The 26,319-nt window shown below is 47.9% G+C and carries 48 protein-coding genes and 1 pseudogene; 21 read left to right on the plus strand and 28 right to left on the minus strand.

Features of this window, described 5'->3' with window-relative positions; translation table 11 throughout:
* Positions 1-15: 15 nt before the first annotated feature.
* The 9 genes and pseudogenes from ACJHWK_RS07805 to ACJHWK_RS07845 all read right to left on the minus strand — a co-directional run bounded on the left by ACJHWK_RS07805 (position 16) and on the right by ACJHWK_RS07845 (position 7,327).
* A protein-coding gene (locus tag ACJHWK_RS07805; protein WP_136681669.1) for an IS3-like element ISSen4 family transposase occupies positions 16-1,136 on the minus strand; the annotation gives its coding sequence in 2 pieces (ribosomal slippage) (positions 16-878 and positions 878-1,136; 1,122 coding nt in all).
* 72 nt (positions 1,137-1,208) lie between these two features.
* A pseudogene (locus ACJHWK_RS07810) lies at positions 1,209-2,933 on the minus strand (portal protein); the annotation flags it as partial.
* A gap of 2 nt (positions 2,934-2,935) precedes the next feature.
* On the minus strand, positions 2,936-4,348 hold the full coding sequence (locus ACJHWK_RS07815; RefSeq protein ID WP_000200764.1) for a PBSX family phage terminase large subunit: 1,413 nt from the start codon (positions 4,346-4,348) through the stop codon (positions 2,936-2,938).
* Positions 4,345-4,785, minus strand: a complete 441-nt coding sequence (locus ACJHWK_RS07820; protein ID WP_000113732.1) for a hypothetical protein — start codon at positions 4,783-4,785, stop codon at positions 4,345-4,347. The genes ACJHWK_RS07815 and ACJHWK_RS07820 overlap by 4 nt, the downstream gene beginning before the upstream one ends.
* A 2-nt stretch (positions 4,786-4,787) precedes the next feature.
* Positions 4,788-5,030: a DUF2560 family protein gene (locus ACJHWK_RS07825; RefSeq protein ID WP_000807788.1), complete on the minus strand. Its 243-nt coding sequence runs from the start codon at positions 5,028-5,030 to the stop codon at positions 4,788-4,790.
* A gap of 103 nt (positions 5,031-5,133) precedes the next feature.
* The gene (locus tag ACJHWK_RS07830) at positions 5,134-5,514 is read right to left on the minus strand and encodes a Gp49 family protein (RefSeq protein ID WP_042970721.1); all 381 of its coding nucleotides are present in this window, start codon (positions 5,512-5,514) and stop codon (positions 5,134-5,136) included.
* 595 nt (positions 5,515-6,109) lie between these two features.
* On the minus strand, positions 6,110-6,547 hold the full coding sequence (locus tag ACJHWK_RS07835) for a lysis protein (RefSeq protein ID WP_096964581.1): 438 nt from the start codon (positions 6,545-6,547) through the stop codon (positions 6,110-6,112).
* Complete coding sequence (locus tag ACJHWK_RS07840) at positions 6,544-7,020, minus strand: glycoside hydrolase family protein (protein WP_000229392.1); 477 nt, start codon at positions 7,018-7,020, stop codon at positions 6,544-6,546. The genes ACJHWK_RS07835 and ACJHWK_RS07840 overlap by 4 nt, the downstream gene beginning before the upstream one ends.
* A complete protein-coding gene (locus tag ACJHWK_RS07845) occupies positions 7,004-7,327 on the minus strand; it encodes a phage holin, lambda family (protein WP_000783734.1) in 324 nt (107 codons plus the stop codon). Before ACJHWK_RS07845 ends, ACJHWK_RS07840 begins: the two co-directional genes overlap by 17 nt.
* Before the next feature lie 110 nt (positions 7,328-7,437).
* On the opposite strand from ACJHWK_RS07845, the gene ACJHWK_RS07850 reads away from it, so the two are divergent.
* A complete protein-coding gene (locus tag ACJHWK_RS07850; protein WP_100733882.1) occupies positions 7,438-7,620 on the plus strand; it encodes a hypothetical protein in 183 nt (60 codons plus the stop codon).
* Positions 7,621-7,760: 140 nt separating this feature from the next.
* Here the strand turns inward: ACJHWK_RS07850 and ACJHWK_RS07855 are convergent, their stop codons facing one another.
* From ACJHWK_RS07855 to ACJHWK_RS07945, 19 genes are all read right to left on the minus strand, one after another.
* Positions 7,761-8,384: an antitermination protein gene (locus ACJHWK_RS07855; protein WP_001235461.1), complete on the minus strand. Its 624-nt coding sequence runs from the start codon at positions 8,382-8,384 to the stop codon at positions 7,761-7,763.
* The gene (locus ACJHWK_RS07860; RefSeq protein WP_000994516.1) at positions 8,381-8,569 is read right to left on the minus strand and encodes a protein ninH; all 189 of its coding nucleotides are present in this window, start codon (positions 8,567-8,569) and stop codon (positions 8,381-8,383) included. The genes ACJHWK_RS07855 and ACJHWK_RS07860 overlap by 4 nt, the downstream gene beginning before the upstream one ends.
* Entirely contained in the window at positions 8,566-8,928 is a 363-nt protein-coding gene (locus ACJHWK_RS07865; protein ID WP_025748958.1) for a RusA family crossover junction endodeoxyribonuclease, read from the minus strand. The genes ACJHWK_RS07860 and ACJHWK_RS07865 overlap by 4 nt, the downstream gene beginning before the upstream one ends.
* Entirely contained in the window at positions 8,925-9,215 is a 291-nt protein-coding gene (locus ACJHWK_RS07870) for a DUF1364 domain-containing protein (RefSeq protein WP_042041846.1), read from the minus strand. The genes ACJHWK_RS07865 and ACJHWK_RS07870 overlap by 4 nt, the downstream gene beginning before the upstream one ends.
* Positions 9,215-9,937, minus strand: a complete 723-nt coding sequence (locus ACJHWK_RS07875; protein WP_001549465.1) for a phage antirepressor KilAC domain-containing protein — start codon at positions 9,935-9,937, stop codon at positions 9,215-9,217. Before ACJHWK_RS07875 ends, ACJHWK_RS07870 begins: the two co-directional genes overlap by 1 nt.
* Positions 9,930-10,100: a protein NinF gene (locus tag ACJHWK_RS07880; protein ID WP_016063183.1), complete on the minus strand. Its 171-nt coding sequence runs from the start codon at positions 10,098-10,100 to the stop codon at positions 9,930-9,932. The genes ACJHWK_RS07875 and ACJHWK_RS07880 overlap by 8 nt, the downstream gene beginning before the upstream one ends.
* Positions 10,097-10,279 carry a NinE family protein gene (locus tag ACJHWK_RS07885; RefSeq protein ID WP_170886347.1) on the minus strand — a complete coding sequence of 61 codons (183 nt, stop codon included), beginning with the start codon at positions 10,277-10,279 and terminating at the stop codon, positions 10,097-10,099. The genes ACJHWK_RS07880 and ACJHWK_RS07885 overlap by 4 nt, the downstream gene beginning before the upstream one ends.
* A complete protein-coding gene (gene ninD, locus ACJHWK_RS07890; protein WP_306403019.1) occupies positions 10,246-10,437 on the minus strand; it encodes a protein NinD in 192 nt (63 codons plus the stop codon). Before ninD ends, ACJHWK_RS07885 begins: the two co-directional genes overlap by 34 nt.
* Positions 10,416-11,006, minus strand: coding sequence for an MT-A70 family methyltransferase (locus ACJHWK_RS07895; RefSeq protein WP_021560741.1), 591 nt, complete (start codon positions 11,004-11,006; stop codon positions 10,416-10,418). The genes ninD and ACJHWK_RS07895 overlap by 22 nt, the downstream gene beginning before the upstream one ends.
* Positions 11,003-11,443, minus strand: a complete 441-nt coding sequence (locus ACJHWK_RS07900) for a recombination protein NinB (RefSeq protein WP_063082836.1) — start codon at positions 11,441-11,443, stop codon at positions 11,003-11,005. The genes ACJHWK_RS07895 and ACJHWK_RS07900 overlap by 4 nt, the downstream gene beginning before the upstream one ends.
* A complete protein-coding gene (locus tag ACJHWK_RS07905) occupies positions 11,424-11,588 on the minus strand; it encodes a hypothetical protein (RefSeq protein ID WP_001277269.1) in 165 nt (54 codons plus the stop codon). Before ACJHWK_RS07905 ends, ACJHWK_RS07900 begins: the two co-directional genes overlap by 20 nt.
* A gap of 2 nt (positions 11,589-11,590) precedes the next feature.
* Entirely contained in the window at positions 11,591-11,857 is a 267-nt protein-coding gene (locus tag ACJHWK_RS07910) for a hypothetical protein (RefSeq protein ID WP_060504012.1), read from the minus strand.
* A gap of 11 nt (positions 11,858-11,868) precedes the next feature.
* Positions 11,869-12,069 (minus strand): hypothetical protein, encoded by a 201-nt coding sequence (locus ACJHWK_RS07915; protein WP_000049638.1) that lies wholly within the window; start codon positions 12,067-12,069, stop codon positions 11,869-11,871.
* The gene (locus tag ACJHWK_RS07920) at positions 12,066-12,392 is read right to left on the minus strand and encodes a hypothetical protein (protein WP_033552105.1); all 327 of its coding nucleotides are present in this window, start codon (positions 12,390-12,392) and stop codon (positions 12,066-12,068) included. Before ACJHWK_RS07920 ends, ACJHWK_RS07915 begins: the two co-directional genes overlap by 4 nt.
* Before the next feature lie 72 nt (positions 12,393-12,464).
* A complete protein-coding gene (locus tag ACJHWK_RS07925) occupies positions 12,465-13,841 on the minus strand; it encodes a replicative DNA helicase (protein ID WP_001560907.1) in 1,377 nt (458 codons plus the stop codon).
* Positions 13,838-14,659, minus strand: a complete 822-nt coding sequence (locus ACJHWK_RS07930; protein ID WP_001608293.1) for a replication protein — start codon at positions 14,657-14,659, stop codon at positions 13,838-13,840. Before ACJHWK_RS07930 ends, ACJHWK_RS07925 begins: the two co-directional genes overlap by 4 nt.
* Complete coding sequence (locus ACJHWK_RS07935; RefSeq protein ID WP_000166961.1) at positions 14,646-14,807, minus strand: hypothetical protein; 162 nt, start codon at positions 14,805-14,807, stop codon at positions 14,646-14,648. Before ACJHWK_RS07935 ends, ACJHWK_RS07930 begins: the two co-directional genes overlap by 14 nt.
* A gap of 34 nt (positions 14,808-14,841) precedes the next feature.
* Positions 14,842-15,120, minus strand: coding sequence for a lambda phage CII family protein (locus ACJHWK_RS07940; RefSeq protein WP_001177653.1), 279 nt, complete (start codon positions 15,118-15,120; stop codon positions 14,842-14,844).
* Positions 15,121-15,228: 108 nt separating this feature from the next.
* Positions 15,229-15,423, minus strand: coding sequence for a Cro/CI family transcriptional regulator (locus ACJHWK_RS07945; RefSeq protein WP_000620665.1), 195 nt, complete (start codon positions 15,421-15,423; stop codon positions 15,229-15,231).
* A gap of 106 nt (positions 15,424-15,529) precedes the next feature.
* Between ACJHWK_RS07945 and ACJHWK_RS07950 the strand changes: the two genes are divergently transcribed.
* The 20 genes from ACJHWK_RS07950 to ACJHWK_RS08045 all read left to right on the plus strand — a co-directional run bounded on the left by ACJHWK_RS07950 (position 15,530) and on the right by ACJHWK_RS08045 (position 26,207).
* Positions 15,530-16,246, plus strand: coding sequence for a LexA family protein (locus ACJHWK_RS07950; protein WP_160384423.1), 717 nt, complete (start codon positions 15,530-15,532; stop codon positions 16,244-16,246).
* Positions 16,247-16,263: 17 nt separating this feature from the next.
* Positions 16,264-16,632, plus strand: a complete 369-nt coding sequence (locus ACJHWK_RS07955) for a hypothetical protein (protein ID WP_097489554.1) — start codon at positions 16,264-16,266, stop codon at positions 16,630-16,632.
* A gap of 367 nt (positions 16,633-16,999) precedes the next feature.
* On the plus strand, positions 17,000-17,299 hold the full coding sequence (locus ACJHWK_RS07960) for a hypothetical protein (RefSeq protein ID WP_000219333.1): 300 nt from the start codon (positions 17,000-17,002) through the stop codon (positions 17,297-17,299).
* An 8-nt stretch (positions 17,300-17,307) separates the two neighbouring features.
* Positions 17,308-17,559, plus strand: coding sequence for a hypothetical protein (locus ACJHWK_RS07965; RefSeq protein ID WP_000394305.1), 252 nt, complete (start codon positions 17,308-17,310; stop codon positions 17,557-17,559).
* 226 nt (positions 17,560-17,785) lie between these two features.
* On the plus strand, positions 17,786-17,956 hold the full coding sequence (locus tag ACJHWK_RS07970; protein WP_001183771.1) for a hypothetical protein: 171 nt from the start codon (positions 17,786-17,788) through the stop codon (positions 17,954-17,956).
* A gap of 84 nt (positions 17,957-18,040) precedes the next feature.
* Positions 18,041-18,349: a hypothetical protein gene (locus ACJHWK_RS07975; protein ID WP_000604105.1), complete on the plus strand. Its 309-nt coding sequence runs from the start codon at positions 18,041-18,043 to the stop codon at positions 18,347-18,349.
* Complete coding sequence (locus ACJHWK_RS07980; RefSeq protein WP_000065842.1) at positions 18,346-19,248, plus strand: RecT family recombinase; 903 nt, start codon at positions 18,346-18,348, stop codon at positions 19,246-19,248. Before ACJHWK_RS07975 ends, ACJHWK_RS07980 begins: the two co-directional genes overlap by 4 nt.
* Positions 19,232-19,714: a siphovirus Gp157 family protein gene (locus tag ACJHWK_RS07985; protein WP_000041326.1), complete on the plus strand. Its 483-nt coding sequence runs from the start codon at positions 19,232-19,234 to the stop codon at positions 19,712-19,714. The genes ACJHWK_RS07980 and ACJHWK_RS07985 overlap by 17 nt, the downstream gene beginning before the upstream one ends.
* Positions 19,715-19,725: 11 nt before the next feature.
* Positions 19,726-20,040, plus strand: coding sequence for a hypothetical protein (locus tag ACJHWK_RS07990; protein ID WP_000753561.1), 315 nt, complete (start codon positions 19,726-19,728; stop codon positions 20,038-20,040).
* Positions 20,041-20,056: 16 nt separating this feature from the next.
* Positions 20,057-20,338 (plus strand): DUF5405 family protein, encoded by a 282-nt coding sequence (locus ACJHWK_RS07995; RefSeq protein WP_000773126.1) that lies wholly within the window; start codon positions 20,057-20,059, stop codon positions 20,336-20,338.
* The gene (locus ACJHWK_RS08000; protein WP_063266302.1) at positions 20,335-20,499 is read left to right on the plus strand and encodes a DUF2737 family protein; all 165 of its coding nucleotides are present in this window, start codon (positions 20,335-20,337) and stop codon (positions 20,497-20,499) included. The genes ACJHWK_RS07995 and ACJHWK_RS08000 overlap by 4 nt, the downstream gene beginning before the upstream one ends.
* Positions 20,496-20,981 carry a hypothetical protein gene (locus ACJHWK_RS08005; RefSeq protein WP_213857072.1) on the plus strand — a complete coding sequence of 162 codons (486 nt, stop codon included), beginning with the start codon at positions 20,496-20,498 and terminating at the stop codon, positions 20,979-20,981. Before ACJHWK_RS08000 ends, ACJHWK_RS08005 begins: the two co-directional genes overlap by 4 nt.
* On the plus strand, positions 20,978-21,622 hold the full coding sequence (locus ACJHWK_RS08010; RefSeq protein WP_213857073.1) for a hypothetical protein: 645 nt from the start codon (positions 20,978-20,980) through the stop codon (positions 21,620-21,622). Before ACJHWK_RS08005 ends, ACJHWK_RS08010 begins: the two co-directional genes overlap by 4 nt.
* Positions 21,619-22,305, plus strand: coding sequence for an ead/Ea22-like family protein (locus ACJHWK_RS08015; protein ID WP_410234815.1), 687 nt, complete (start codon positions 21,619-21,621; stop codon positions 22,303-22,305). The genes ACJHWK_RS08010 and ACJHWK_RS08015 overlap by 4 nt, the downstream gene beginning before the upstream one ends.
* 1 nt (position 22,306) lies before the next feature.
* Positions 22,307-22,570: a hypothetical protein gene (locus tag ACJHWK_RS08020; RefSeq protein ID WP_000224227.1), complete on the plus strand. Its 264-nt coding sequence runs from the start codon at positions 22,307-22,309 to the stop codon at positions 22,568-22,570.
* 10 nt (positions 22,571-22,580) lie between these two features.
* Positions 22,581-23,141, plus strand: a complete 561-nt coding sequence (locus ACJHWK_RS08025; RefSeq protein WP_170886074.1) for a DUF551 domain-containing protein — start codon at positions 22,581-22,583, stop codon at positions 23,139-23,141.
* Between the two features lie 174 nt (positions 23,142-23,315).
* Positions 23,316-23,483 (plus strand): hypothetical protein, encoded by a 168-nt coding sequence (locus ACJHWK_RS08030; protein WP_000545722.1) that lies wholly within the window; start codon positions 23,316-23,318, stop codon positions 23,481-23,483.
* Between the two features lie 39 nt (positions 23,484-23,522).
* The gene (locus ACJHWK_RS08035) at positions 23,523-23,741 is read left to right on the plus strand and encodes an excisionase (protein ID WP_001303849.1); all 219 of its coding nucleotides are present in this window, start codon (positions 23,523-23,525) and stop codon (positions 23,739-23,741) included.
* A complete protein-coding gene (locus ACJHWK_RS08040) occupies positions 23,719-24,789 on the plus strand; it encodes a tyrosine-type recombinase/integrase (protein WP_410234816.1) in 1,071 nt (356 codons plus the stop codon). The genes ACJHWK_RS08035 and ACJHWK_RS08040 overlap by 23 nt, the downstream gene beginning before the upstream one ends.
* Positions 24,790-24,923: 134 nt before the next feature.
* Positions 24,924-26,207, plus strand: a complete 1,284-nt coding sequence (locus tag ACJHWK_RS08045) for a putative acyl-CoA thioester hydrolase (RefSeq protein ID WP_410234817.1) — start codon at positions 24,924-24,926, stop codon at positions 26,205-26,207.
* The last annotated feature ends 112 nt before the right edge of the window (positions 26,208-26,319 follow it).

Raw genomic sequence — 26,319 nt, forward strand, 5'->3', positions numbered from 1 at the left:
GATTAGATACAACACTCAGTTAGTAACGTCGGAATCTTCATTCTCAGAATGACCCTTTCTCCAGCCCGCTGCAAATTCAGACGGTGTCTGATAATTCAGCGTGGAGTGCGGGCGGCATTCGTTATAATCCTGCCGCCAGTCATTAATAATTTTCCTGGCATGAACGATATCGCTGAACCAGTGCTCATTCAAACATTCATCGCGAAATCGTCCGTTAAAGCTCTCAATAAATCCGTTCTGCGTTGGCTTGCCCGGCTGGATTAAGCGCAACTCAACACCATGCTCAAAGGCCCATTGATCCAGTGCACGGCAAGTGAACTCCGGCCCCTGGTCAGTTCTTATCGTCGCCGGATAGCCTCGAAACAGTGCAATGCTGTCCAGAATACGCGTGACCTGAACGCCTGAAATCCCAAAGGCAACAGTGACCGTCAGGCATTCCTTTGTGAAATCATCGACGCAGGTAAGACACTTGATCCTGCGACCGGTGAAAAGTGCGTCCATGACGAAATCCATCGACCAGGTCAGATTGGGCGCCGCCGGACGGAGCAGCGGCAGACGTTCTGTTGCCAGCCCTTTACGACGTCTTCTGCGTTTTACGCCCAGGCCACTGAGGTGATAAAGCCGGTACACGCGCTTATGATTAACATGAAGCCCTTCACGGCGCAGCAACTGCCAAATACGACGGTAGCCAAAACGCCTGCGCTCCAGTGCCAGCTCAGTGATGCGCCCTGATAAATGCGCATCAGCAGCCGGACGGTGAGCCTCATAGCGGCAGGTCGACAGGGATAAACCTGTAAGCCTGCAGGCACGACGTTGCGACAGACCGGTCGCATCACACATCAACATCACGGCTTCCCGCTTCTGGTCTGTCGTCAGTACTTTCGCCCAAGAGCCACCTGAAGCGCCTCTTTATCCAGCATGGCTTCGGCAAGCAGCTTCTTGAGTCTGGCGTTCTCTTCCTCAAGCGACTTCAGGCGCTTAACTTCAGGCACCTCCATACCGCCATACTTCTTACGCCAGGTGTAAAACGTGGCATCGGAAATGGCATGCTTGCGGCAGAGTTCACGGGCGGGTACCCCAGCTTCGGCTTCGCGGAGAATACTGATGATCTGTTCGTCGGAAAAACGCTTCTTCATGGGGATGTCCTCATGTGGCTTATGAAGACATTACTAACATCGGGGTGTACTAATCAACGGGGAGCAGGTCACTTCGCCATCGATATTGTCCAGAATAATACCCTGAATTGCCGGACGCATTGGGTCTGTTGGAAGCATAGAGCTAAGGACATTTGTCAGTACAGAAACCGTTGCATCACGTCGTGCTGTGTAGCTTGGTCCAACATCAACCGTCACATCGTATCGACCGACAGAAAGGTCATTTAACGCAACAACAGCCCCTGTTTGCCTGTCAACAACCTGTGCGCTCAGGACAGCGATATCATCACTTCCATCTTCGTTAACGATGCGCACTTCACGCTCTGAACCGTACACTTCACGAGCCATTGACAGCCATACTTCACCAGCTCGTTTAAGACTTTTCGCCATATTGTCCAGATAGATAAACGAAGCCATATCTGCTCTGTTCATCAAGTTGTTAACCGTTTCCTGAGCAATATTACTTGGCATCTGCTGCATGGCCTGACTGCCGCCTGTAACCTCCTGAATATCTGCACTGGTTTGCTGTAGTAATGCAGCCAATGCCTGATTCATAACCGCAGGCTGTGTATATCCTGCCGGGGTAGCTCCAGCGATAATGTTGCCAGATTTATCTCTCACTTCGCGCAACGGCAAGAACGCTGGGCGTTTCTTGTTGCGAGCCTCCCAGTGCTTCTCAAGTCCACGAATTTGCTCCATGCCAACTATAGGAATCTGACCGGGGTCTTGCGCTGCAGTATCAGCCAGCATTGAAACCTGAAGGTTGTACAAACGCTGTGGATCCATTGCTTTTGCAATGTGCCCTTCGACACGCTCAATGTCATCAATGAACCAGCGTTTTCCATAAACCGGGATGAGGGGGATATGCTCACCAGGAATACGTCGAGGTTTCTCAAGGAAACCATCACCATCCACTACGGATACATACACACGACGGCGCTTCACTGAGCGCCTTGCCACTTCATGAAATCCAGCTATTGCCAGTTCATCTTCAATATCTTCAACCTGATCACTGTCGTATGTTGCAATCTCTCCAGTGATTGGATGTCGATAACTGATGACGTCAACAGACTCTTTACGAACTTCGTAATACTTCGCTATGTAAATAACATCTGCACCAAACCAGTTATATTCCCAACTGGTCATAGACGTTACATCCAGAGAAGTAGGAGGTTTCTTTCCGTATTCAGCCTCATATTTTTCAGGTGACAACGAATACATACAGAACGCCCACAACGCGTCAGATTTGTCGTACTTCTTAGCGTCAGGGTCAAACCACACAGAGCGCGACGGGTCGTATATTGGTTCAATAGCAATACGCTGACGATCGTCCATGGGGTCGTATTCATTGACCAGCATCGACGTCAAACGGAAGCAACCGAAACCACCAGTAGCAGCGTCGTCAAATGCATTATCGCAAGCCTCACCGCCATCAGTTTCTTCGTAGTCAGCACGGAACAGACCATTTAATTTATTGGCTAACTCTTCGCTTGCCTCTCTGTCACCAGGACGAAACTTAACGGTTATTCTGTTATTGCGGTATTCTGCAATGATGCGGTTAAGTTCAGTTGCTACCTTATTGATTTCAAACTTAGGATACTTCTCGAACTGCTCATCAAGCTTAGTTCCAGCCGCCGTTGCTCCTTCCCATTGACCTCCGGGGACACGAGCAAACCTCGTAGCTTCAATGCACTTTTCGCGCACTTCCTTCTGTGGAGAATAGGCGCGGTCAAACCTGAGCATGATCCGCTCATGTTTTTTCTCTAATGTCTCTGCCATGTTTACCAACCGGAGGATGAGGGAACGTATATTTCTGTTTCTTCGCGGACCAATGCCGGGCAATGCATACACATCATCAGCGCATCAGCCAGGTTAGGAGATGGAATACCGAGCTTCTGCTTCATTTCGACCTTAGTCATAAGCTCCAGCTTCCCGTTATTATTGAATTTGCGCTGAATCTGCGTCAGTTCTGCAAACAGCTTCTCCAGCATCTTCTCGCCTATCGCTTCTTTGTCGAAACTCAGCATGTCGTCGGGGTCTGCATACTCACCGTGAACAACCGCCCGATATGTCAGATACAGTCTGTCAGCCAGCGCGTAATAGAATTGCGCTCGCTTATTGCGGAATACATCGCCAATAGTGCGAACGTTGTCACCCTGTACGACTTCATCAGCCCATGCTCCGGCCTGATACGGCGCATCTTCATCGAATGGCGATTCGCTACCCTTGAACATCGTGGCGGTGATTTTCTTGCCGGAGAACGCTTCCGTTGTCTGTCTGCGTAGCCCCGCACCGACGCCATCACCATCCCACAGGTAATGGTCAGCGCCGTCTTCAATCGCCAGCGAAGTAGCCCAGTCAGCACCCTCGTTGATGTCCATCAGCAGGCCTTCGGCAATGCGCTTAACTACCGAACCGTGACGCGATGCATAACCTTTAGCATCTGGCCCTGTATCTGATGGGTCATGCGCAGAAACAACCGCGCCTTTCGCTTTCCATCCGAGTTTCTTGTGCGCATCGGTTGCAGCTTCAAGCCATTCTCGTTTGATGATTGCCATATCACTTGCGCTCACTGGCTCACCAAGCCAGATGTGACGATACAGTGTCGGATTTCTGCGTTTGCACTCTTCCATCTCCAGACGGAGAACTTCAGGAAAGTGCGGATTGTCGGTGTAGTTCACCGTCAGCAGACAAATATCATCGGGAGGATTTACGACGAATCGCTGATAGGTATCGTCGAGGATGTTCTTCGGGTTAAAGCTCACCCATATTTCAGAGAACGGCTTACGGATGGTTGGGATCAGGATATCCCATGATTCCTTCGTTACCGCTTCCGCTTCTTCCACCCAGCAGATATCAATGCCTTCGAGCGATTTAATCTTCGTCGGGTTGTTTTTGATGCCGTAGAACATGAATTCAGCATTCGTTCCGAGATGACGAATCATGGAACGCTGAATTTCAAACTCGGCCGAATACCCTTCCCGCTCTATGGTGTCTTCAAGCAACCGGATTACCGAATCGCTGATACTGTTTTGCAGTTCACGAGCGCAGAGAATACGCACAGGCTGCCGACGCGCCGCTTCAACAAGCAGCCTCGCAATTGCCCATGACTTACCGCTACCTCGACCGCCTTTGGCAACTTTGTAGCGATGCGCCTCAATGAACGGTTCAAAGATAGGATTAATCGAGGTCATTTTCCGAATAGAGTGCTCATCGGTGATGTTTCAATCTGAATTGCGCCGCCGTCTTTGCCTGTTAGCTCGTGATCAACCTTGTCGCGCCATTTATCCTTCTGTCGGTTCTTAAGCCAGAAGATGGCGGCGGTTGTATCAGGCGGGTAATACTTCTCAAGCGGAGTTTCGACAATTCTGTTTTCAATAACACGAATATCGATATCTGGAGCCACGAAGCCCATAGCGCGTTGATAAAGACGATCACTAACTTCTGCATCAGCGACGGCCTTACCCTTTTTTATGGACTCCGAAAACTTAGGATAATCAAGCTTCCACTTGTTAATAGTTGACTCACTGACTTCAAAGAAATCAGCAAGTTCTGCATCGGTGTAGCCCAGCAAGCACAGTTTGCGTGCCTGTTCGGCATACGCCTCTTGATACTTTGTTGGGCGCGCCATGTTTATGCTCCGGTGGTGAACAGGTCTAACGCTTCCTTCGATTTACGCACCGCTTCGATAGTGCGGGTCGTGATATCCGAATTAGCGCCGCCTGACTGGAAGTGAATTTTGAATAGCTCAAGCTTCAGCTCGTCAGTGCCAATGAACTGAAATGCTTCTTCTGCGGCTGCGTTCTGGTTCATGACCAGTTTATAAATCTCTAACTGGAATTTCTGTTCTTCAGTCATGGGAATAATCTCTGCCATTGTTGGCTCCGTTTATCCGTTAAAAGGGATATCAGTTAAGTTATCCCGTGTAGGGTATAAGCCATTATCAAAGCCACTCTGTAGGGAATGGCTTTTGTAATAACTACTGTTCGCTTAGCTTCTGCTTCAGCAAGTAACCTTCGAGCATCCAGATTTTGTTTACAGCATTTTGCCGGGCAATCTTCCTACCAATTTCTGCATCAAAGTTTTCCGGGCTTGCACAGGCACTCTCTCCGGTGACGGTGAAGCCATTCTTCAGCACCAGTACGCAGAAAGTGAGCAACTTCAATGGTGATAAATCACGATCGCCTTCTTCTGGTTTTTCCCTGCCACAATATTCGTTGCTGGAAATGGCACCATTTCGTCCATCATAAGCAGTAAAGTAATGCTCGCTTTTAATCACGTCTTCGATGTGCTGCGGGGTGATTCGCGGTGCCGTTTGGCCTTTCTCAACGATTTCTTTTTCGATTTGCTGGTCGTTCATAATTATGACCCTGTGGAGTGGTTGCTTGATTAGGATGTCTTTCCATCAGTCCGCCACCACAAAGAATCTTTTTTGCCATCAGGCAGGAGGTTCATCTTTCAGTGGCTGCCAGTGTTATTTCCCCACTTTCTGGCTTGGGTTGTTTCGCTGTACTGCCGTTAACTGGTGGCGCACAGATTTAGTTAAATCCGTTCTCGCCTGAACTATCTTTTACATACCCGGATTGTGGGGATGTAAATCACGGTTTCATTATCAAGCCCACCCGTAGATGGGCTTTGTAATGACTACAGTAACGGACTGCACAATGCGCCTGTATTTCGAGGATGACGTCCAAATACGTTAATCTTCTCGCGAACGCTCTCACTACACATTCGCTCTACAATTCGCCAAACAGCCTTTTCAGGTAAAAATTTCGGCGCTAGTGCTGAAATAGCACGCCACAGACCCCGACTAAGCGAGCACGCTGTGCTACCGAAACTAAAGATGGCGAACGAAATAGACGTGATAAACGCCCAGCAACCAGAGAGAAAAGTTGAGATGCGGTGATAAAGCTTAGTCATGTATTGCTCCTGTTTTTTTGGTTTTCATCGCCCGATCATTTCAGGCATTGCGTCCTGATGTATTCCTGCAGGTAGTTAACCTGCGCGGTTATCTTGTCGATTCCACTTCGGAGACGGTAATAATTGAGTTCAGCATCTGCTGTAAGTCTTGGGCTTTCTCCATCGCCCATGCTGCTGGCTCCGGTCGTTGACTTTGCACAGGTGGCGGCGACTTGCAGGCGCTTACGCCCAGCAGAAACATCAGCACGGAGGCTTTCGATAGTCGCGTTAGCATCAGCAAGCTCCTTTGTGTATCTGGCGTCAAGTTCTGCTACATCACGTTGACGCTTCTGCATGTCAGCGATGATGGATGTGGCTTTGTCGCGCTGGGCTTTGTAGGCGATGGCGTTATCCCGGTAATGATTAACAGCCCATGACAGACAGACGATGATGCAGATAACCAGAGCGGAGATAATCGCGGTGACTCTGCTCATACCTCAATCTCTCTGACCGTTCCGCCAGCCTCTTTGAATTTTGCAATCAGGCTGTCAGCCTTATGCTCGAACTGACCATAACCAGCCCCCGGCAGTGAAGCCCAGATATTGCTGCAACGGTCGATAGCCTGACGAATATCGCCGCGATCAATCATCGGTAAAGCGCCACGCTCTTTAATCTGTTGCAATGCCACAGCGTCCTGGCTTTTTGGAGAGAAGTCTTTCAGGCCAAGCTGCTTACGGTAGGCATCCCACCAACGGGAAAGAAGCTGGTAACGTCCGGCGGCTGTTGATTTGAGTTTGGGGTTTAGCGTGACAAGTTTGCGAGGGTGATCGGAGTAATCAGTGAATAGCTCTCCGCCTACAATGACGTCATAACCATGATTTCTGGTTTTCTGCCGTCCGTTATCAGTTCCCTCTGACCACGCCAGCATATCGAGGAACGCCTTACGTTGATTATTGATTTCCACCATCTTCTACTCCGGCTTTTTTAGCAGCGAAGCGTTTGATAAGCGAACCAATCGAGTCAGTACCGATGTAGCCGATGAACACGCTCGTTATATAAGCGAGATTGCTACTTAGTCCGGCGAAGTCGAGAAGGTCACGAATGAACCAGGCGATAATGGCGCACATCGTTGCGTCGATTACTGTTTTTGTAAACGCACCGCCATTATATCTGCCGCGAAGGTACGCCATTGCAAACGCAAGGATTGCCCCGATGCCTTGTTCCTTTGCCGCGAGAATAGCGGCTAACAGGTCATGTTTTTCTGGCATCTTCATGTCTTACCCCCAATAAGGGGATTTGCTCTATTTAATTAGGAATAAGGTCGATTACTGATAGAACAAATCCAGGCTACTGTGTTTAGTAATCAGATTTGTTCGTGACCGATATGCACGGGCAAAACGGCAGGAAGTTGTTAGCGCAACCTCATGCCACCCGCTTTCACGAAGCCAGCCATTGCGCTGGTTTTCTTTTATGCAAAGCACACCGCACCGTAGCCACAGCGGATAAGGTGATTATTTTGGTCTGTCTGGTATTTGGTTTGATGCGCTTTCAGAAAGGTCGTGCTTAAAACGCAAAAAGCCCCGAGCTATTAACTCAGGGCTTTATTTAACGAGTGCATTTATCCATCGTTGAGTCAAATTTACCCAACTTTATTCAAAAAGTCAATATTATGCCGTTAATTTGTTGCCATCCGTGGCAATCATGCTGCTAACGTGTGACCGCATTCAAAATGTTGTCTGCGATTGACTCTTCTTTGTGGCATTGCACCACCAGAGCGTCATACAGCGGCTTAACAGTGCGTGACCAGGTGGGTTGGGTAAGATTTGGGATTAGCATCGTCACAGCGCGATATGCGGCGCTTGCTGGCATCCTTGAATAGCCGACACCTTTGCATCTTCCGCATTCTTTCTCAACAACTCTCCCCCACTGCTCTGTTTTTGCTATATCAACCGCACGGCCTGTACCGTGACAATCTCTGCATCTTGCGCCCGGCGTCGCGGCACTACGGCAATAATCCGCATAAGCGAATGTTGCGAGCACTTGCAGTACCTTTGCCTTAGTATTTCCTTCAAGCTTTGCCACACCACGGTATTTCCCCGATACCTTGTGTGCAAATTGCATCAGATAGTTGATAGCCTTTTGTTTGTCGTTCTGGCTGAGTTCATGCTTACCGCAGAATGCAGCCATTCCGAATCCGGCTTGTGATTGCGCCATCCCCATAGCAGCCATCACATCAGTACCGGAAAGAGAGTCAGAAGCCGTGGCCCGTGGTGAGTCGCTCATCATCGGGCTTTTTGGCGAATGAAATTTAGCTACGCTTTCGAGTCTCATCGTCTTCCCCTCTTGCCCTGTTTGACCATCAGGACGCCGTTAACTATTACATGACGCTCGCCTTTGCTGTCTCGGTTGTACTTGAGCACTGTTCCTCTTGCGCAGGAAAGCATCCTTGCCACTTCAGTCTGATTGCCTCGTGTCTGGATAAGAAGCTCTGGTATCGTTTGAATTGTGGCGTTCATGCGTTCTCCAGTTCGGTGATTTTTATTCCAAGCCTTCCGCCTGGTACTTTCACGCCACGAATTACGCGAATGTCATCGAATTGCTCGTCGTCTTCCGCAAATCCGGCGTGGATAAGGGAGTCGAGTAAACCTTTCAGGATGTTGTCGAGGTCGCGGCGGCGGGAGTCTGGAACGTCTGCGATGACTTTGATGCGGAGTCGTGATTTGGTGAAAATGTCTAACTTAAGTTGGCGGATGATTTGCTGAACGTCTTTTCGGTATTTCTGGCCTTTATCGCTGATGTAGTATTGGCTTCCCCGTCTTCGCCAGTAGGTGTTCACCGACGGCGGGTATGGAAGCACAAACTGATATTCGCTCATGACTTAATCTTCCCCTCCTTCAGCAGTATCGCCTGCGTCCTGATCACGCCTTCGAGGTGGTAAAGTCTGGCGTCTTTGTTGTCGAGATTATGGGTGCGTCGGTCGATCTCCGCGTGGCAGTCACTACAAGCCCATGCACCGATCAGGTCGTCAGGCTTCATTCCCGTTCCGCAAATTCCAGCCATCCGGTAATGTGCCAGAACTGTAGTTTCAGGATTACCATTGCATACGCCGTAAATACGTACCTGGCATTCTCTGTTGCGCGCTTCTTTGCGTAGGTTAGCCATTAAGCAGCCTCCCCGGTTACTTTCAGCATTCCGTTATCGAGCAGCTTTCTGGTCAGCCACTGTTGACCACGCCCGGTGATTTTTGTGGTGAACGATATCTGTATTCCGTGATTTGTGTTGACCGCTGTTTCTTTCACTGCGAAATAGCCGCGATCCATATATTCCTGCATTGGCACATTGCGCCGGGAACCTGAAGCAATAAGGATTTTGTGATCGCGCATCCACGCAAACAGTTTGTTTGGACCAATTCCAACAACCTTTGCAAAGTTTCCAATCAAAATTCCGCTGGCCTCGCCAACGCGATCGGCAAACTCAACTTTAGGTGCGGCAATTGCGAGCTGGTTTTCCAGTTGCATTTTCTGCTCAGCAAGGTCAGCAGCAAGGCGCAACGCTTCCGGTAGCGTTTTGGGGATATTAACCGCAGCTTCTTCAAGCTCTCGCCAACGGTCAACAAGGCGAGCGGTGAACTCTGGCGACAACTGGGCAACAACGACAATACTGTCTCGCTTACCTTGTTCGCCCTCGAAGACGTAATGCTCGTACTGAACATTGAACCCTAAGTTATTGATTCTTTCGGAAACCTCAATTTGAGGAAGCCGGATAACACCATTTTTAGCCAGCGTTTCGATGGTACGTTTCACATTGTCATGACGCTTACCCACCAACTCAGCGATTTCAATGCTTGTCATTTTGATGGCATTGCCATTTATTAACTCATTCATCGTCTTCTTCCTCGTACATTGAGCTATTCGGATCGCTCATCAGTTCTGCGCAGCAGTGCTCACACACGTGAACTTCCAGCACATGCAGCTTCTGACCGCAGTTAGCGCACGTTAAAGCCCGCTCGACGCTTTGTTGTTCGTAACTTCGATTTGGGTCAATCACCTTGTTTTCCTCGCACGTTCTCTAAGCCACCGGATATCCCACAGGGGAGCCGTGTAGTTGAAGGTTTTTACGTCAGATTCTTTTGGGATTGGCTTGGATTTATTTCTGGAGCGTTTCGTTGGAAGGTATTTGCAGTTTTCGCAGATTATGTCGGCGATACTTCGTCGCTGTCTCGCCACACGTCCTCCTTTTCCTGCGGTAGTGGTAACACCCCTGTTGGTGTTCTTTCACACCGGAGACACCATCGATTCCAGTAAGGCTGTCCTGGTCGAAAGCGATCGTCTTCCTTTCGCTCTCCACATCGATAACAGTGCTTCATGCGATCACCATTTTGCATGGTTTAATCGCCATGCCGGGAGCCAGTTCAAAATCGGAGTCGCACTGATTTCCCCACATATCCCACCCGGTCACTTTGTCGCGGCTAAATAACTCACAGCGCGGCACGTCGCCAAGCAACTTAGCTAACATGTCTCTTACGATCGGTGGTTTTGCACTGTGCTCCATTCTCGGTGCGGTAAAGTGCTGGCATATTGAAGCGTCCATTCTCTCAGGTAACCGCCCTCGAACGGCAAACAAGCAATCCTCGCTATTTGCCCGGGTCATATGCCCCATTCCGATCGCACTGTTGCCTTTGTGCTTATTGGTTTTGTGCCAAGTAAAGCCTTTCATAGTCATCAACCTGAATCCCCACGCCTCAATTACCTTTAGCGCTTCGGCTGGCTGTGTCGGCACCCACCACATCGCTAACAAGCAAGATTCTGGATCCGCTAAATCCCATACTGGCAGTCGGCAAATGTCCTGAACATTCATAACATCGTATTTATGTCCAGCACCGCGATTGCCATCGTTGGCTTTGTCGCGATATTGCCAAGGCGGATCTGCGTAAATAAGTTGGTATTTGTTCATTCAGTTTTATCTCCCCATCTCGCTTTCCACTCCAGAGCCAGTCGCGCTTCGTCTGACCACTTAACGCCATGTTCTGTACCGAATGCCTGTATAAGCTCTAATAGCTCCGCAAATTCGCTTACACGCATCCTGCTGGTTGACTGGCCTATTACCACAAAGCCATTCCCGGCAAGGTTAGGAACAACATCCTGCTGCTTTAATGCTGCGGTAAACACACACTTCCAGCTTTCTGCATCCAGCCAGCGACCATGCCATTCAACCTGACGAGAGACGTCACCAAGGCAAGCCCAAAGCTTTCGATTCTGGTCTAAGCTGCGGTTGCGTTCCTGAATGGTTACTACGATTGGTTTTGTTGGGTCTGGAAGGATTTGCTGGATAGCTTGAATGGCGTTCTGCTGATGGATGGGGCTTCTTAGTTCAAACGTTAGTTTCCTCACCATTTACGCTCCTGTAATCGTCAAGTGCAGCTGCAATAGTCCCTATCGGGTCATGGTCTTGCCCGATAATCTCATTTACGTTTTCATCTTCTTCCACACCGAAAAAGAATCGCAGGGCTAACATAATTTCTTCGTATGCGCTCATACTCACTCCTTCACTTTGACTCCAGCGGCGCGGATGGCCTCTACATCGCTTTCGTATTGTGATTCTGCACCTGAGTCATAGCCAATGTGATAATCACCGGGAAGAGGGCCTTTCTTTGGCTTTTGCAACTCAATTTCAATAGCTGCTCGCGATGCCTGCCATGCCTCCCATGCAATCTCAACCTTGATGTGCATAATCTTCATCACGTCACTTGAAACGTGATATTTGTTTTTAAACCATTCTTCAAACTGCTTTCTTGATTCGTCCATATCAATCCCCGTTATGACAGGTTAATTTTCACCCAACCCTTCCCACGCACATTTGCAACAAGCCCTTTCTTTCTCAGGTATTGCATACGGCGATCGATGGTTTCGATATACATTCCATTGCTCCGCCATTTAAGCCAGATATCAAAAACAGGTGTTGGTCTTTCACTCAGCATTGAAAGAATGTTTTGATCTAATTTTTCGTACTTGCTCACAAATACCCTCTCTCACTTAATCGCGCCCACGCTTCGTTAAACTCTTCTCGGGTTGCGCCGGATTTTCTTTCTTCAAACATCATGCATTCGCTGATGTCTCCCCATGACTTTGGTCGCTTTTCAGCGAACAGATCATCCCATTCGAATACCCAGCGGCCTGATTTTCGGTAGTGGTAAATGGTCAGCCATGTTGTGCAGTTCGCTGGATACCCATAGAGAACTTCGACTTTTTGATCACGGTCTTTATGCTTCTTCAGCAGGATAAAGCCAGCAACCAGCGAAGCTCCGGCAAGAATGATGATTGGAATTTGCCAGTCAGCCACACTTCCCTCTCCCCCAAATAAAAAGGCCTGCGATTACCAGCAGGCCTGTTACAAGCTCAGTGATGTAGATGGTCATACGTCCGCCCCTTGTGCATATCGTCTGCCACGCGCAGCAGGTGCATTTGATGCTGTGCAAATCTGTCTGGCTTCATCCTGGTCACATGCAACAAAGTGTCCGTTGCAGAACCGCTGGTAAACCGTACCAAGCGAGCCAAAACGGTTTTTCGTCACGATGATTTCAGCAAATGGCGCGGCGCTACTGTTCTCGTCATATACCGCTTCCCGATAGAGCATGATGATTGAGTCTGCGTCCTGCTCAATGCTTCCTGAATCACGCAAATCTGCGTTTGTCGGGCGTTTGTTTGGTCGCTTCTCAACATCGCGCGAAAGCTGACTTAGGGAGATAACAGGCGTTTTCAGGTCTTTCGCCATCGCCTTAAGGCTTCCTGAGATGTGAGCAATTGCGAGGTCGTTGCGATCTGCTTTCGGCTTCTCAATCAGGCCAAGATAATCCGCCATGATGAGTGACAGGTTTGGATTTTCCTGTTTGTGCCGTTCTGCGATTGAGCGAATTTCTTCGACCGATAACCGCGAGGCATCGACTACCCATACATCCAAATCTGCAAGCTGACTCATGCCGTTAGCAACACGTGCCCAGCCCTCGTCATCCATCGATGCAGGATTTCGCAGCACGCTAACCGACATCCTCCCGGCGTTGGCAATGCTTCGCTCTGCAATCTGCAATGCGCTCATTTCCATTGAGAAAATCAATACCCCGCGCCGGACGTCAGAACCAGGAATAACGCGGCTTGCAACGCCTTCGGCAATCTTCAGCGCCAGTTCGGTTTTCCCCATACCAGGACGAGCGGCGATTATCACCAGGTCTTCTGCGTTCATCCCTCCGGTGATAGCGTCAAGCTCTTCGATTCCGGTCTTCAGGGTATCGGACTCTTCTCCGTTCCTCAGACGCCTGTCAAGCGTGTCAGTGTAGTCGGTGATGATTTCCCCTAACCGTACAGGTTTAACCTCGTCACGGGGCTTTCTGATAGCTGAAAGACGCTTTACAAGCTCATCCATCGCCTGACTCGATGTATCGATGGTTCCGTTCTGAATTGGTTCACGCATTTCATCCATGATTTCCAGCACCAGACGGCGGTGATAGTTATCCGCGACCATTCCGGCATATCCCTTCAGGTTTGCGGCACTCGGGCAGTTTTTGCTGGTCATCAGGATTGACGTGAAATGCTCCTCTCCGCACGCCTCGGCAACCATCAGCGCATCGATTAGGTTTCTGTTTCTCGCCTGCTTGCGGATAACCTCGAAGGCTTTCCGGTAGAGCGGAATTGAAAACGCTTCCGGCTCCAGCGTTGCCAGAACGTCGCTGGCGGTTGGTGTTAATCCACCAATCAGCAGGCCACCGATAACGCTCGCTTCGATATCCTGCCTCATGCAATCCCCCTGTCTGCAAACTTCCCTTCCCGTACTCCAGTTAACGAATCTTCCCTCAGCAGGTAATCAAAATCAGCTGTCCAGCCCGTGTCGTTGTCTCCGAAGTAAAACGGCTTGGCCTGATGCACAAACGCCCTGACATACGCTCTGAAACCGTCCACGTTTGGCGTTTTCAGTTGCGGGATGATTTTCTTCAGGCGGCGTTTGCGTTTCTCGTTGACCGCAACAGCGTGTGGCAGTCTGTCACCGACTTCGGTGTTGTAGGCGTTCAGGAAGGATTCGTAGTCGATTCGTTCTGCCTTGCGACGTTCAGGTTTAACCTGCCCATCGCCACCCCCGTTAGGGGGTAAGGGGGTATTTGTATTTATTGTCTTTTGTATATTGTCTTTTGTGTTTAGCTGACTTGGCTTATACCCATTAGCCGACTTGGCTAATGTTTTATTAGCTGTTTTAGCTAATGTTAAGCTGTCCTGGCTAATCCACTGAGAAACCACCTTGTTCACTCCGATTTTCACGCCATCAGCAATGAGGAATTTACGCTCGATAAGCTGGCGCTTGGCAGCGCAAACATGAGTGTGATGAATACCTGTCATGGCTGCTATCTGCGTGTTTGTGAGTCGATCCATCGGCTTATTGAATCCGTATGTCTTGCGCATGATAGCGAGCATCACCTTCAACTGCCGGACGGTTAAATCAGCCATCAGCAGACTGTCGGTAATCTCGTTAGCAACGCGCATGAAACCATCTTCGGTATCTGCCACGCGATGCTCCACGACCTCAAGTTGAGGCCTGTAATCAGCTAACTTAACGACGCCCATGTTTCACTCCTGCTTTGGCTAGTCTGTAAACACCAACAAGGCGCTCTGCGAACGCCCTGTTATTTGCTGCGGCTACCACTAATCCCTCAGGTGAATCAGGGTGTCGAATCTCTTCTTTTTCCTGGTATTTCTTACGACGTTTTGTCATAATTACTCCTGTGGATTGATCCAGTCTTTCTACATCAGGCCTCGAAGAATTCGCCGTTCTTCGGGGCTTTTTCTTTTGTCAGCATTCTGGCTACTTTCTTAGCCAGTTCCGCCAACTCCTCGTCTTCAACACCCCATTCAAGAACAGCAAGAAGCATTCCCATTTTGGGGATGAAGCTGTCTTTCCATCGCGAAATTTGCGATTCATTAATCCCTAACGCGTCGGCAACCTTTCGCTGACCACGTACAGCAATTCGATTCAGGATGTTGCTTGTAATTGCATTCGCTTTCTTGCGAGTACTTGTAAGTTGCATATGTAAGTATTTCCTTAACTAATAAGAAGTTATGCGCATCAACTTATGCGCGTTGTATTCCCGCATTTCGGCGGGAATGATGACCATGACTGTTAAAGAGCGGTGTTACTATTTGTTTTTCTTGTTGCTTGGGAAAGGACGAACTTCCTCTCCAATCACACTGCCATCAGGCTTTACCGTAACCATGATGTTACGGCCTGCCAGAATGGCCTTGCTGATAGCGCACTGGATTACACCAAAGTCACTGGCTGCTTTAGCCTGTCCATGGATTTTGGCGTAATCGGCAAGTGTCATTCGAATCATATGCACTCTCCGTTATTAACCATGAACAAAGAATACTACAGGTATTCAAAGCAATCAATACTCAGGGTATTTTTAGTTTAAGTACCTTAGCTATTAGAATTAAGCTATGGAAAATAAAAAATCACTGACGACAGAACAGCTGGAAGACGCTAAGCGTCTTAAGGCTTTGTATGAGTCAAAAAAGAAAGAATTGGGAATAACCCAATACTCAATCGCTGATGAACTGGGTATCACCCAAGGAGCGGTAGGGCATTATCTTAATGGCAGAAACGCGCTAAACGTTGATGTTGCATCTGGTTTTGCACGATTGTTGCAAGTCTCAATTGCTGATTTTAGCCAGTCAATTGCTGCCAAGGTTGCAGAACAGGCAGAAAGCCTTAAGAGCGATGCCAACGTAAGGTATGCAGGGGAATACAGAGCAGGAAAGAGGTATCCGGTGTTAAGCAGTATCCAGGCTGGCTCGTGGTGTGAAGCATGCGAACCATACACCATTAAAGACATAGATGTTTGGCTTGAGTCTGACGCGCATATTCAAGGTAATGCGTTCTGGCTTAAAGTGGAAGGTGATTCAATGACGGCACCGGTTGGGTTAAGCATCCCAGAGGGAACATTCGTTCTTTTCGATACCGGAAGGGAGGCGATCAACGGCAGCTTGGTCATAGCAAAACTTTCTGACTCTAACGAAGCAACATTCAAGAAGCTGATAATCGACGGCGGAAATAAATACCTCAAGGGACTTAATCCTGCATGGCCTCTCGTGCCAATCAATGGAAACTGCAAGATTATAGGCGTTGCAATTGAGACAAAACTAAGGCTGGTTTGATCACGCAAGGGGCGATTATGGTTGGAACCGCTATAGCAAGCTTTTTTGGGATGTTGGCAATCTCGACAATTTACGGCTTAGCGCATGCTTTTATTGCGAAATCTCTATCAGAAAAAATAAGCCAGGCTTGGGCGCATAGATCAGCTCGTTTCATGATTCTAGTGATCATAGCAATACAATGGATATCTGCATTTATCCTCTATGGTTCAAGCTTATACCTGTTGTATCAAGGCGCGACATTTACGCCTTACACCAGTGATTACGGAACGCTATACGATGGTAGTGAAGACATCTCTATGGCTTGGATCGTCTTTGGTTTATCTATGGCCGTGTCTGTTGTAGCAGACATCATTAAGGTAATTCTCGTCTTAACCTTCGCTGACTAACCCATAATCCCGGCAGCAATAGCTATCGGGATCCACTTCACATATCCCGCATAAAAAACACTGAACAAGCAGACACCGAAAAAATAAATATCCTTTGTATTCATTTGCTTATCATTATTTCACCAAAAATAAATACCTTGGGTATTTACACAATAAAATACCTACAGTATTCTTTAGCCATCAGCAGGACGCTGGAAGCCAAACGGAACAGATTGGCAGGCTCTTTAACATTGATGGGATTGTCCCGCCGAAATGCGGGAACCAAAGAGTAGTTGGCTTTGGGGTGGCGTGAAGTGCAGCTGCACGACGGCAACCGGAAGATAAGCACCCGGCGCGTCACCGCCAAAGTCAATCATCGGAGGTCAACATGACAGTAGTCATTACATATCTGGCTGACGATAACGCCAGAAATCGCCGCAGAGCACGCAGACAGGCTCAACGTGAGCAGGCAATGCAAGAACAGCGACTGGCGCGAAAAATTGCGCTAAAGCTCTCTGGTTGCGTCAGAGCAGACAAAGCAGCATCACTCGGAAGCCTTCTCTGCAAGAAGGCAGATGAAGTCGAGCGTAAACAGAACCGTATTTACTACCGCAAGCCACGCAGTGAAATGGGCGTGACTTGTGTTGGTCGCCAGAAAATGAAATTAGGTAGCAAACCACTTATTTGAGGTGATATATGGAATTTCATGAAAGTGCGATTTATGATTTTCGCGCTAACGCAAATTCAGTAAAACCACAGCCAATTGCAGTTCTTTTTAAAACAATGGGGGCGTGGGCTGTTTTATGCTTCGCCGCTGATGACACTGACGCAAGAATGGCAATAGGCCAAGAGATGGAGATGGACCCGACAAACGATGAATTCATAATTTATGGCGCTCCATCTAATTACTTACTTGATACCTGCAACATTTACAACAAGGCTGCCTGACGGTGGCCTTTATTTTTGGCACAAACAACAGAATAAACACTGCACTGTGTATTCATTCCAACGAGTGAATACACGGAGCAATGTCGCTCGTAACTAAACAGGAGCCGACTTGTTCTGATTATTGGAAATCTTCTTTGCCCTCCAATGTGAGGGCCTTTTTATATGCATACCAATAACGCTTCACTCGAGGCGTTTTCGTTATGCAATCAAACAGAAGGAGCATCCTATGCAACAGTTCGCTATTGCAGGGGCGGCATCGGTTCGCCCTTTCAACCCGATTTTATCGGTACAGCATTCACGAAAAAACATTTTAACCGGAGCAGACTTTAAACAACCAAGAATGAAAAGCTTGCTCGAAAAGCTTTGGGATATTTTGAAACAACAAGGCCGCCCATGAGTTTTACAGACAACTGGTCAGACGAAGAATTCATTCTTCAGATGAACAAAATGCTCAATCAGCACAAAGAACAGGAGAAAGATGATGATTCTGACTCTGAATGATAAGCGTGAAATATCGCAAATAATCGCAAGTTTTACCGATGATGATTACGAACGAATCAACAGTGAAGTTGATCGCCTCTGCAAACGTTGCGACCCAATAAGCGAAATGCTTCGCTCATATAAACCAGATGAACACACTAAGGACGCTATCGACTGGCTGGAAGATGATGACTGTAACTATCAGGAAAAAGCCGCTGAATGGTTCTGGGATGCAATAACCGAAAGAGTTAAGGCTGAATATGCCTTCGCAATATTCAAACGCAGACATATTTATGGAGAAGCTGCATGAGCAATATCGTTGAATTCGTTAAACAGCAGGAGCAGTTATTCTGCGGAGCATTGACTGAACAGACGGTGACATGGGCTAAGGAAAGCCAGTTTGCAATTCAGTATTTCCAGAAAAACGATTACCTGGCTAAAACGGCACTGGCAAATCCAACCAGCGCACAGAACGCCATCATCAATGTTGCGGCGATCGGCATCACCTTAAACCCGGCCAGCAAACTGGCTTATCTGGTTCCGCGCGACGGCATGGTGTGCCTTGATATCAGTTACATGGGATTACTTCATCTTGCGCAATCGACAGGATCAATTAAGTGGGGGCAATGCAAACTGGTGTACTCAAACGACATCTATGAATCAAATGGCCTTGATTCAGCACCAACCCACAAATACAACGCATTTGGTGAGCGAGGCTCTATTGTTGGAGGTTATTGCACGGTTAAAACAGCAGATGGTGACTACCTGACTGAAGAAATGAGTCTGGCAGAAATTAAAGCTGTGGAAGCAACGAGCAAGGCAAAGAATGGACCGTGGAAAACATTCTGGGAAGAGATGGCGCGTAAAACAATAGTTAAACGCGCCAGCAAATACTGGCCTAAAGCCCAGCGACTGGATAATGCCATTCACCTGCTTAACGAAGATGAAGGTATGCATCAGGAACCAGTTATGCCGCACAAATCAGAGGAAGATATCCGCGAAGATGAACGGAAACGCCAGCAGGAAATAATGGATAAAGCACAACTTCTTTGTGATGAAATGGCTCAGGCAGAAAACATGGATGATTTGAAGCGATATTTTGCAGAAGCATATCGCCTGACATCTGGAATGAAATTGCAGCAGAACGTACAAGCCATTTACGCAGAATGCAAAGCGAAACTGGAGGTTGCCAGTGAGCAAACTATATGAAATTGCCAATGAATACGCAAAATTGATGGATTCAGATTTAGAACCAGAGATGATTGCTGACACAATAGAAGGCATGGAAGGAGAATTTACCGATAAAATAGAGCAACTTCTTTCCGTCATTAAAAATGAATCTGGTTATGCTGAACGCCTCAAGGAAGAGGCAAAGTCACTGAATGAGCGAGCCGCAGTAATTCAAAATAAGATTGACAGCATCAAATCATATATAGCGTCATCGCTTGAAATGGTTGGCAAGAAAAATATTCGAGCAGGTATTCACCAGGTAACAATCCGCAAACCGTCAGAAATTGTAGAAATAATCGACTCAAGCGCCCTTCCTCCTGAATACGTTGAGTTTGAAACGACAATTAAAGCCGACAAACTGGCAATCAAGCACCAACTAAAAGCAGGAATAAATATTCCCGGTGCTCAACTCAAGGTTGGGAAACCTTCACTTCTTATCAAATAACGGTATCGCCTATGAAAAAGACTCCATGGGAGAAATGGGAAGTCGATTTCTTGCGCGAAGTATCGGCGACAATGCCAGTTGAAGTTATTGCTGAAAAACTGGAAAGGACTGAAAAAGCAGTTATGGCGAAAGCAACAAGGATTGGCGCTGACATTGTTAGCCGACTTCGTGGAAGACGCTGGACAAGAGCCGAAGTATCACTTTTCGGTAAGTTCTCCGCAGAAGAAATAGCAATTGCAACCTGCCGCTCAATTTATTCAGTAAGAGCTATGCGATACAAGCTAAAAAAACTCAATGAAGAAAGAGCAGGCATACGAATAAATTAACATGGAGTAATTAACAATGAAGCTAAACATCGACCTTGGAAAATACGTTATTACCGGAACCAAACACGACCTGATTCTTAGCGAAAGAGGAATTATCAAAGAAGGTGAGAATGCAGGGAAAGAAACACTAAGCCGTATCGGTTATTACAGCAAGTTTGAGCATCTGGTTAAAGAGTTATGCAACCGTGAAATTCTGTTATCTCAAGCGCGGACGCTACAGGATATTCAGCAGCATATCGAGACTTTAGGTGTGTCACTTAGCATGGCCGTTGACCAGTTCGTGGAGAGTAAATCATGAGAGGACTTGCATACAATCCCGGCATTCTTCCGGCAGAAATGATTATTCGCCAACGCGTAAAGCCAATGCCATCGAGAGAGGAATTTCTTAAGAGAAATAGTTTCGGTTCTGTTAATGACAACAAATATCTGAATGCGATGTGGAGGAGTGGGAAAAAATGAAACAAATGTCACTAATTGAGATGGATGGATTCCTGAAAGGTAAATGCATCCCAAGTGATTTAAAGGTTAACGAAACAAACGCTGAATATCTGGTGCGTAAATTTGCTGAACTTGAAGCTAGATGCGCGACGCTGGCGGCGGAGAATGCGGGGCTGAAGTCTGGCGCTATGGACGAAATCAAGGTTATCAACCGTGGAGGGCAGGCATATTGCGTAAAAGATGGAGTGCAAGTTAATCCCATGTATGCAAGAGGGTGGAATGACTATCGCGCAAAGTCTCTGCAATCAGACACCCCAGCCACCGACGCTTTCCTGGCTGAAGTCCGGGCGCAGGGCGTGGAGATGCTGGCAAAAAATCATCAAAGTATCGTCAATGCACTTAAGGGGGATTCTTTATTTTCTGATGGTGAATACCGGCATGCAATTATCGCTTCCGCAGCAACATCTTTCGCCGCCCAGCTTCGCAAAGGAGGCAACCAGTGAGTAACCGTTTTTACATGATGTGCTTGCGTGAAACTGTGGGTAATAACGCCTCATTCCATTGCCATAACGGCAATGGTTATAGCTCTGATATCGATCGCGCTCATGTTTACACGCTGGAAGAAGCCCAAAAAGCCTGGAATTGTGGACGAGATATCGATCAGCCTGTTTGTGCCGATAGTGTGGATGCAATGGCTGTGTGGCACGTTGATTGCCAGTACATCCCTACAGAAAGCCTGATTGAGTCAGATTGCACTGCGTATGTGGCCTACAAAAAAGGTAGCTGGAACGGCAACGATGTTTATTGGCTTCAACACGGTGGATTGCCAACAGATGACTTCAGTAAAGCGACCATCTTTAGCGTCGCCAACAAAAACGAACCAGGAATAGTTTGGTTGCCATTTTCCATTGCTGATTCAGCAAAGCGCCGGACGTTCAATATCAATAACTTTAACCGCAGAACAATGGTTCAGGGCGCAGGTTTGGTCATGCCTGACTGGTTGAAAAAGCAGAACAGAAGAAAGAAGTCGCGAAGCGGGAAGGTGCGTTGGAATTGTCCGCATTGCGGAAAAATCACCTGGCAGTACAACCCATATGATTTTGAAGGCTGTAGTGATTACAACTGTGAAGGATGGCGAGAATGACAATTGACTATCAGGCACTGCGTGAAAAAGCAGAAAAAGCAACGTGTGGTGTATGGTCGCTCGAATATGGAGAGAGCCGATTTGATGGTGATGATGCGCTAATTCATCGTGAAGTTGCTGGATATATTCCCATTTGCAGAATTGAAGGAGCGCATCCAGAAAGCGGTTTCGATGAAGATTTCCAAATGGAACAGCAGGCCAATGCTGAATTCATCGCCGCAGCCAATCCTGCTACCGTCTTGGCGCTGCTGGATGAACGGGAAAGAAACCAGCAATACATCAAAAGCCGTGATCAGGAGAACGAGGATATTGCGCTAACGGTAGGGAAGCTGCGTGTTGAGCTGGAAGCCGCAGAGAAGCGCAACGCAAAATTACAAAGCGAGAATGCATACATCCGCAACCGGCACAAAGAACTGGACCTGTTAATCGGGAAAAACATTCTGGTCATGCAGGCTGCCATTATCGAATGGCAATCGACTGGCGACGCTAAAAGCGGACTGGCATGGATTTATAACACACTGTTTGGCCCAGGCGAATTGCCGGACGAATCTGAGAAAGATGCTCAGGCCTACTTTAATCGCAAATATGCACCGATTGACGAAAAGCTTATGGCGCTTCACAAGTGGTTTTGGGAACAAAGTGAAGCCGAGCGCGCCGCTGGCATTCGCATCAAAGGAGAGTGATATGGCAACTTTAACAAAAAAAGAACGGGCATGGTTGAACGAATTACAGGACGTTCTTGATCGCTGCCCATCACCGAAAAAAATTGGTTTTTACACCATTGGCGATAAAAGCATTTACCTGTATGACCTACGCCGCATGGATGAAATCATGGAGGCTCTTGATAATCGTTCGTCGATGGATTGGTGTGTTGCTGTCCATGATATGAATGCAGGGTTTGATGAAAAGATTTTGTTCCCCTCATCAGTTGAAAGCACTGCGGGTTAAGGAGTAACACATGACCACTATAACCAAAGAGCGACTGCTGACAATCAAGCAGTGGCGCGAAACATACGGACCGGGTAGCAACGTTGTACTGCCAGCAGAAGAAGCGGAAGAACTGGCACGAATTGCACTGGCATCGCTGGAAGCAGAGCCTGTAAACCAAACTTACAACTTGCCAGAATTAATCGAAGGCATGGAAGTTTCCATTGATGTAAGCACTTGTGATGCTGATTTAGGTAATCGCTATTTCGGTACCGTCACCGAGGCGTTAGAACTTGATACAGCCAAGAATGGTTACATCCTCCTGGTTCAGGACGCAGAGCCAAACTTCGATGTAAATAGCAACTCTCCGGTAACTCCGGATGGTTGGATAAGCTGTAGTGAGCGAATGCCAAGCGAAGAAGATGTTTTGGTTTATTGCTCAGACACAAAAGAGCAGATGGTAGGGTTTCACAAAGGTAAAGGGTTATTTCAATTCTTTTACATGAATGGTGTTGAGGGGGTATGTGAGCCGTCACACTGGATGCCGCTACCGGAGCCGCCGAGCAGGATGGTGAATAATGCCGCCAGTTAAAGTTGTGATTATCACTTTGGTGATGATAGTGATTGCGAGAATCATGTCTGGTGAAATTGGGTGGATATGGTAATGACCAAGGCAGCAGCAGAGCGCAACTAACAATCCTCGCACTCGCGGGGATTTCTTTTATCTGAACTCGCTACGGCGGGTTTTGTTTTATGGAGATGATAAATGCACTTCCGAGTCACAGGTGAATGGAATGGAGAGCCATTCAACAGGGTTATCGAAGCAGAGGACATCAACGACTGCTATAACCACTGGATGATATGGGCGCAGATAGCACATGCAGACGTAACCAATATTCGAATTGAAGAACTGAAAGAACACCAAGCCGCCTGATGGCGGTTTTTTCTTGCGTGTAATTGCGGAGACTTTGCGATGTACTTGACTCTTCAGGAGTGGAACGCACGCCAGCGACGCCCAAGAAGCCTTGAAACAGTTCGTCGATGGGTGCGCGAATGCAGGATATTCCCTCCTCCGGTTAAGGATGGAAGAGAGTATCTGTTCCACGAATCAGCGGTAAAGGTTGACTTAAATCGACCAGTAACAGGTAGCCTTTTGAAGAGGATCAGAAATGGGAAGAAGGCGAAGTCATGAGCGCCGGGATTTACCTCCTAACCTTTATATAAGAAACAATGGATATTACTGCTACGGGGACCCAAGGACGGGTAAAGAGTTTGGATTAGGCCGAGACAGGCGAATCGCAATCACTGAAGCTATACAGGCCAACATTGAGTTATTTTCAGGACACAAACACAAGCCTCTGACAGCGAGAATCAACAGTGATAATTCTGTTACGTTACATTCATGGCTTGATCGCTACGAAAAAATACTCGCCAGCAGAGGCATCAAGCAGAAGACACTCATAAATTACATGAGCAAAATTAAAGCAATAAGGAGGGGTCTGCCTGATGCTCCACTTGAAAACATAACCACAAAAGAAATTGCGGCAATGCTCAATGGATACATTGACGAGGGCAAGGCGGCATCAGCCAAGTTAATCAGATCAACACTGAGCGATGCATTCCGAGAGGCAATAGCTGAAGGCCATATAACAACAAACCCGGTCGCTGCCACTCGCGCAGCAAAATCAGAGGTAAGGAGATCAAGACTTACGGCTGACGAATACCTAAAAATTTATCAAGCAGCAGAATCATCACCATGTTGGCTAAGACTTGCAATGGAACTGGCTGTTGTTACCGGGCAGCGAGTTGGTGATTTATGCGAAATGAAGTGGTCTGATATCGTAGATGGATATCTTTATGTCGAGCAAAGCAAAACAGGCGTAAAAATTGCCATCCCAACAGCATTGCATGTTGATGCTCTCGGGATATCAATGAAGGAAACACTTGATAAATGCAAAAAGATTCTTGGCGGAGAAACCATAATTGCATCTACTCGTCGTGAACCGCTTTCATCCGGCACAGTATCAAGGTATTTTATGCGCGCACGAAAAGCATCAGGTCTTTCCTTCGAAGGGGATCCGCCTACCTTTCACGAGTTGCGCAGTTTGTCTGCAAGACTCTATGAGAAGCAGATAAGCGATAAGTTTGCTCAACATCTTCTCGGGCATAAGTCGGACACCATGGCATCACAGTATCGTGATGACAGAGGCAGGGAGTGGGACAAAATTGAAATCAAATAATGATTTTATTTTGACTGATAGTGACCTGTTCGTTGCAACAAATTGATAAGCAATGCTTTTTTATAAGGCCTACTTAGTATAAAAAAGCAGGCTTCAACGGATTCATTTTTCTATTTCATAGCCCGGAGCAACCTGTGAACACATTTTCAGTTTCCCGTCTGGCGCTGGCATTGGCTTTTGGCGTGACGCTGACCGCCTGTAGCTCAACACCGCCCGATCAACGTCCTTCTGATCAAACCGCGCCTGGTACCTCTTCACGCCCGATTCTGTCGGCAAAAGAAGCGCAGAATTTCGATGCTCAACACTATTTTGCATCCCTGACACCAGGTGCGGCAGCGTGGAATCCTTCCCCAATTACCTTGCCTGCGCAACCTGACTTTGTTGTCGGCCCGGCGGGTACTCAAGGTGTAACGCATACCACGATTCAGGCGGCGGTAGATGCGGCAATTATCAAGCGTACCAACAAGCGCCAGTATATTGCCGTGATGCCTGGTGAGTATCAGGGAACGGTATATGTCCCTGCCGCTCCGGGTGGAATTACTCTGTACGGTACAGGTGAAAAACCGATTGATGTGAAGATTGGGCTTTCCCTTGATGGGGGCATGAGCCCTGCCGACTGGCGTCACGACGTCAACCCGCGCGGCAAATATATGCCAGGTAAACCAGCGTGGTATATGTACGATAGCTGCCAGAGCAAACGCAGCGACAGTATCGGTGTTCTCTGCTCTGCGGTCTTCTGGTCACAAAACAATGGCCTGCAACTGCAAAACCTGACCATCGAAAACACGCTGGGTGATAGCGTAGATGCGGGTAACCATCCGGCGGTGGCACTGCGTACTGATGGTGACCAGGTACAGATTAACAACGTTAACATTCTCGGTCGTCAGAACACCTTCTTTGTCACCAATAGCGGTGTGCAGAACCGTCTGGAAACGAATCGTCAGCCGCGTACGCTGGTGACCAACAACTATATTGAAGGGGATGTGGATATCGTTTCTGGTCGCGGCGCAGTGGTGTTCGATAACACCGAATTCCGCGTGGTGAACTCCCGTACCCAGCAAGAAGCGTATGTGTTTGCACCGGCTACGCTGTCCAACATTTACTACGGTTTCCTCGCCGTAAACAGCCGTTTCAATGCTTCCGGTGATGGCGTGGCGCAACTGGGCCGCTCGCTGGATGTTGATGCCAATACCAACGGTCAGGTGGTGATCCGTGATAGCGCCATCAACGAAGGTTTTAACACGGCGAAACCGTGGGCCGATGCGGTGATTTCCAATCGTCCATTCGCAGGTAACACCGGCAGTGTTGACGATAGCGACGAAATACAACGCAATCTGAATGACACTAACTACAACCGCATGTGGGAATACAATAACCGCGGCGTGGGTAGCAAAGTGGTTGCAGAGGCGAAGAAGTAAAAAATAAATATCCTCCGGCATAGCCGGAGGTTTTTCAAATGCGCCTATAAGGCTCTCTTACCAGCCGCGCCCTAACAGGCGCACACGATCTGACATTTGCATCCAACTTCGT

Origin of the sequence: Escherichia sp. WS547, assembly GCF_046486065.1 — a bacterium.
In the GTDB taxonomy this organism is placed as follows: Bacteria; Pseudomonadota; Gammaproteobacteria; order Enterobacterales; family Enterobacteriaceae; genus Escherichia; species Escherichia coli.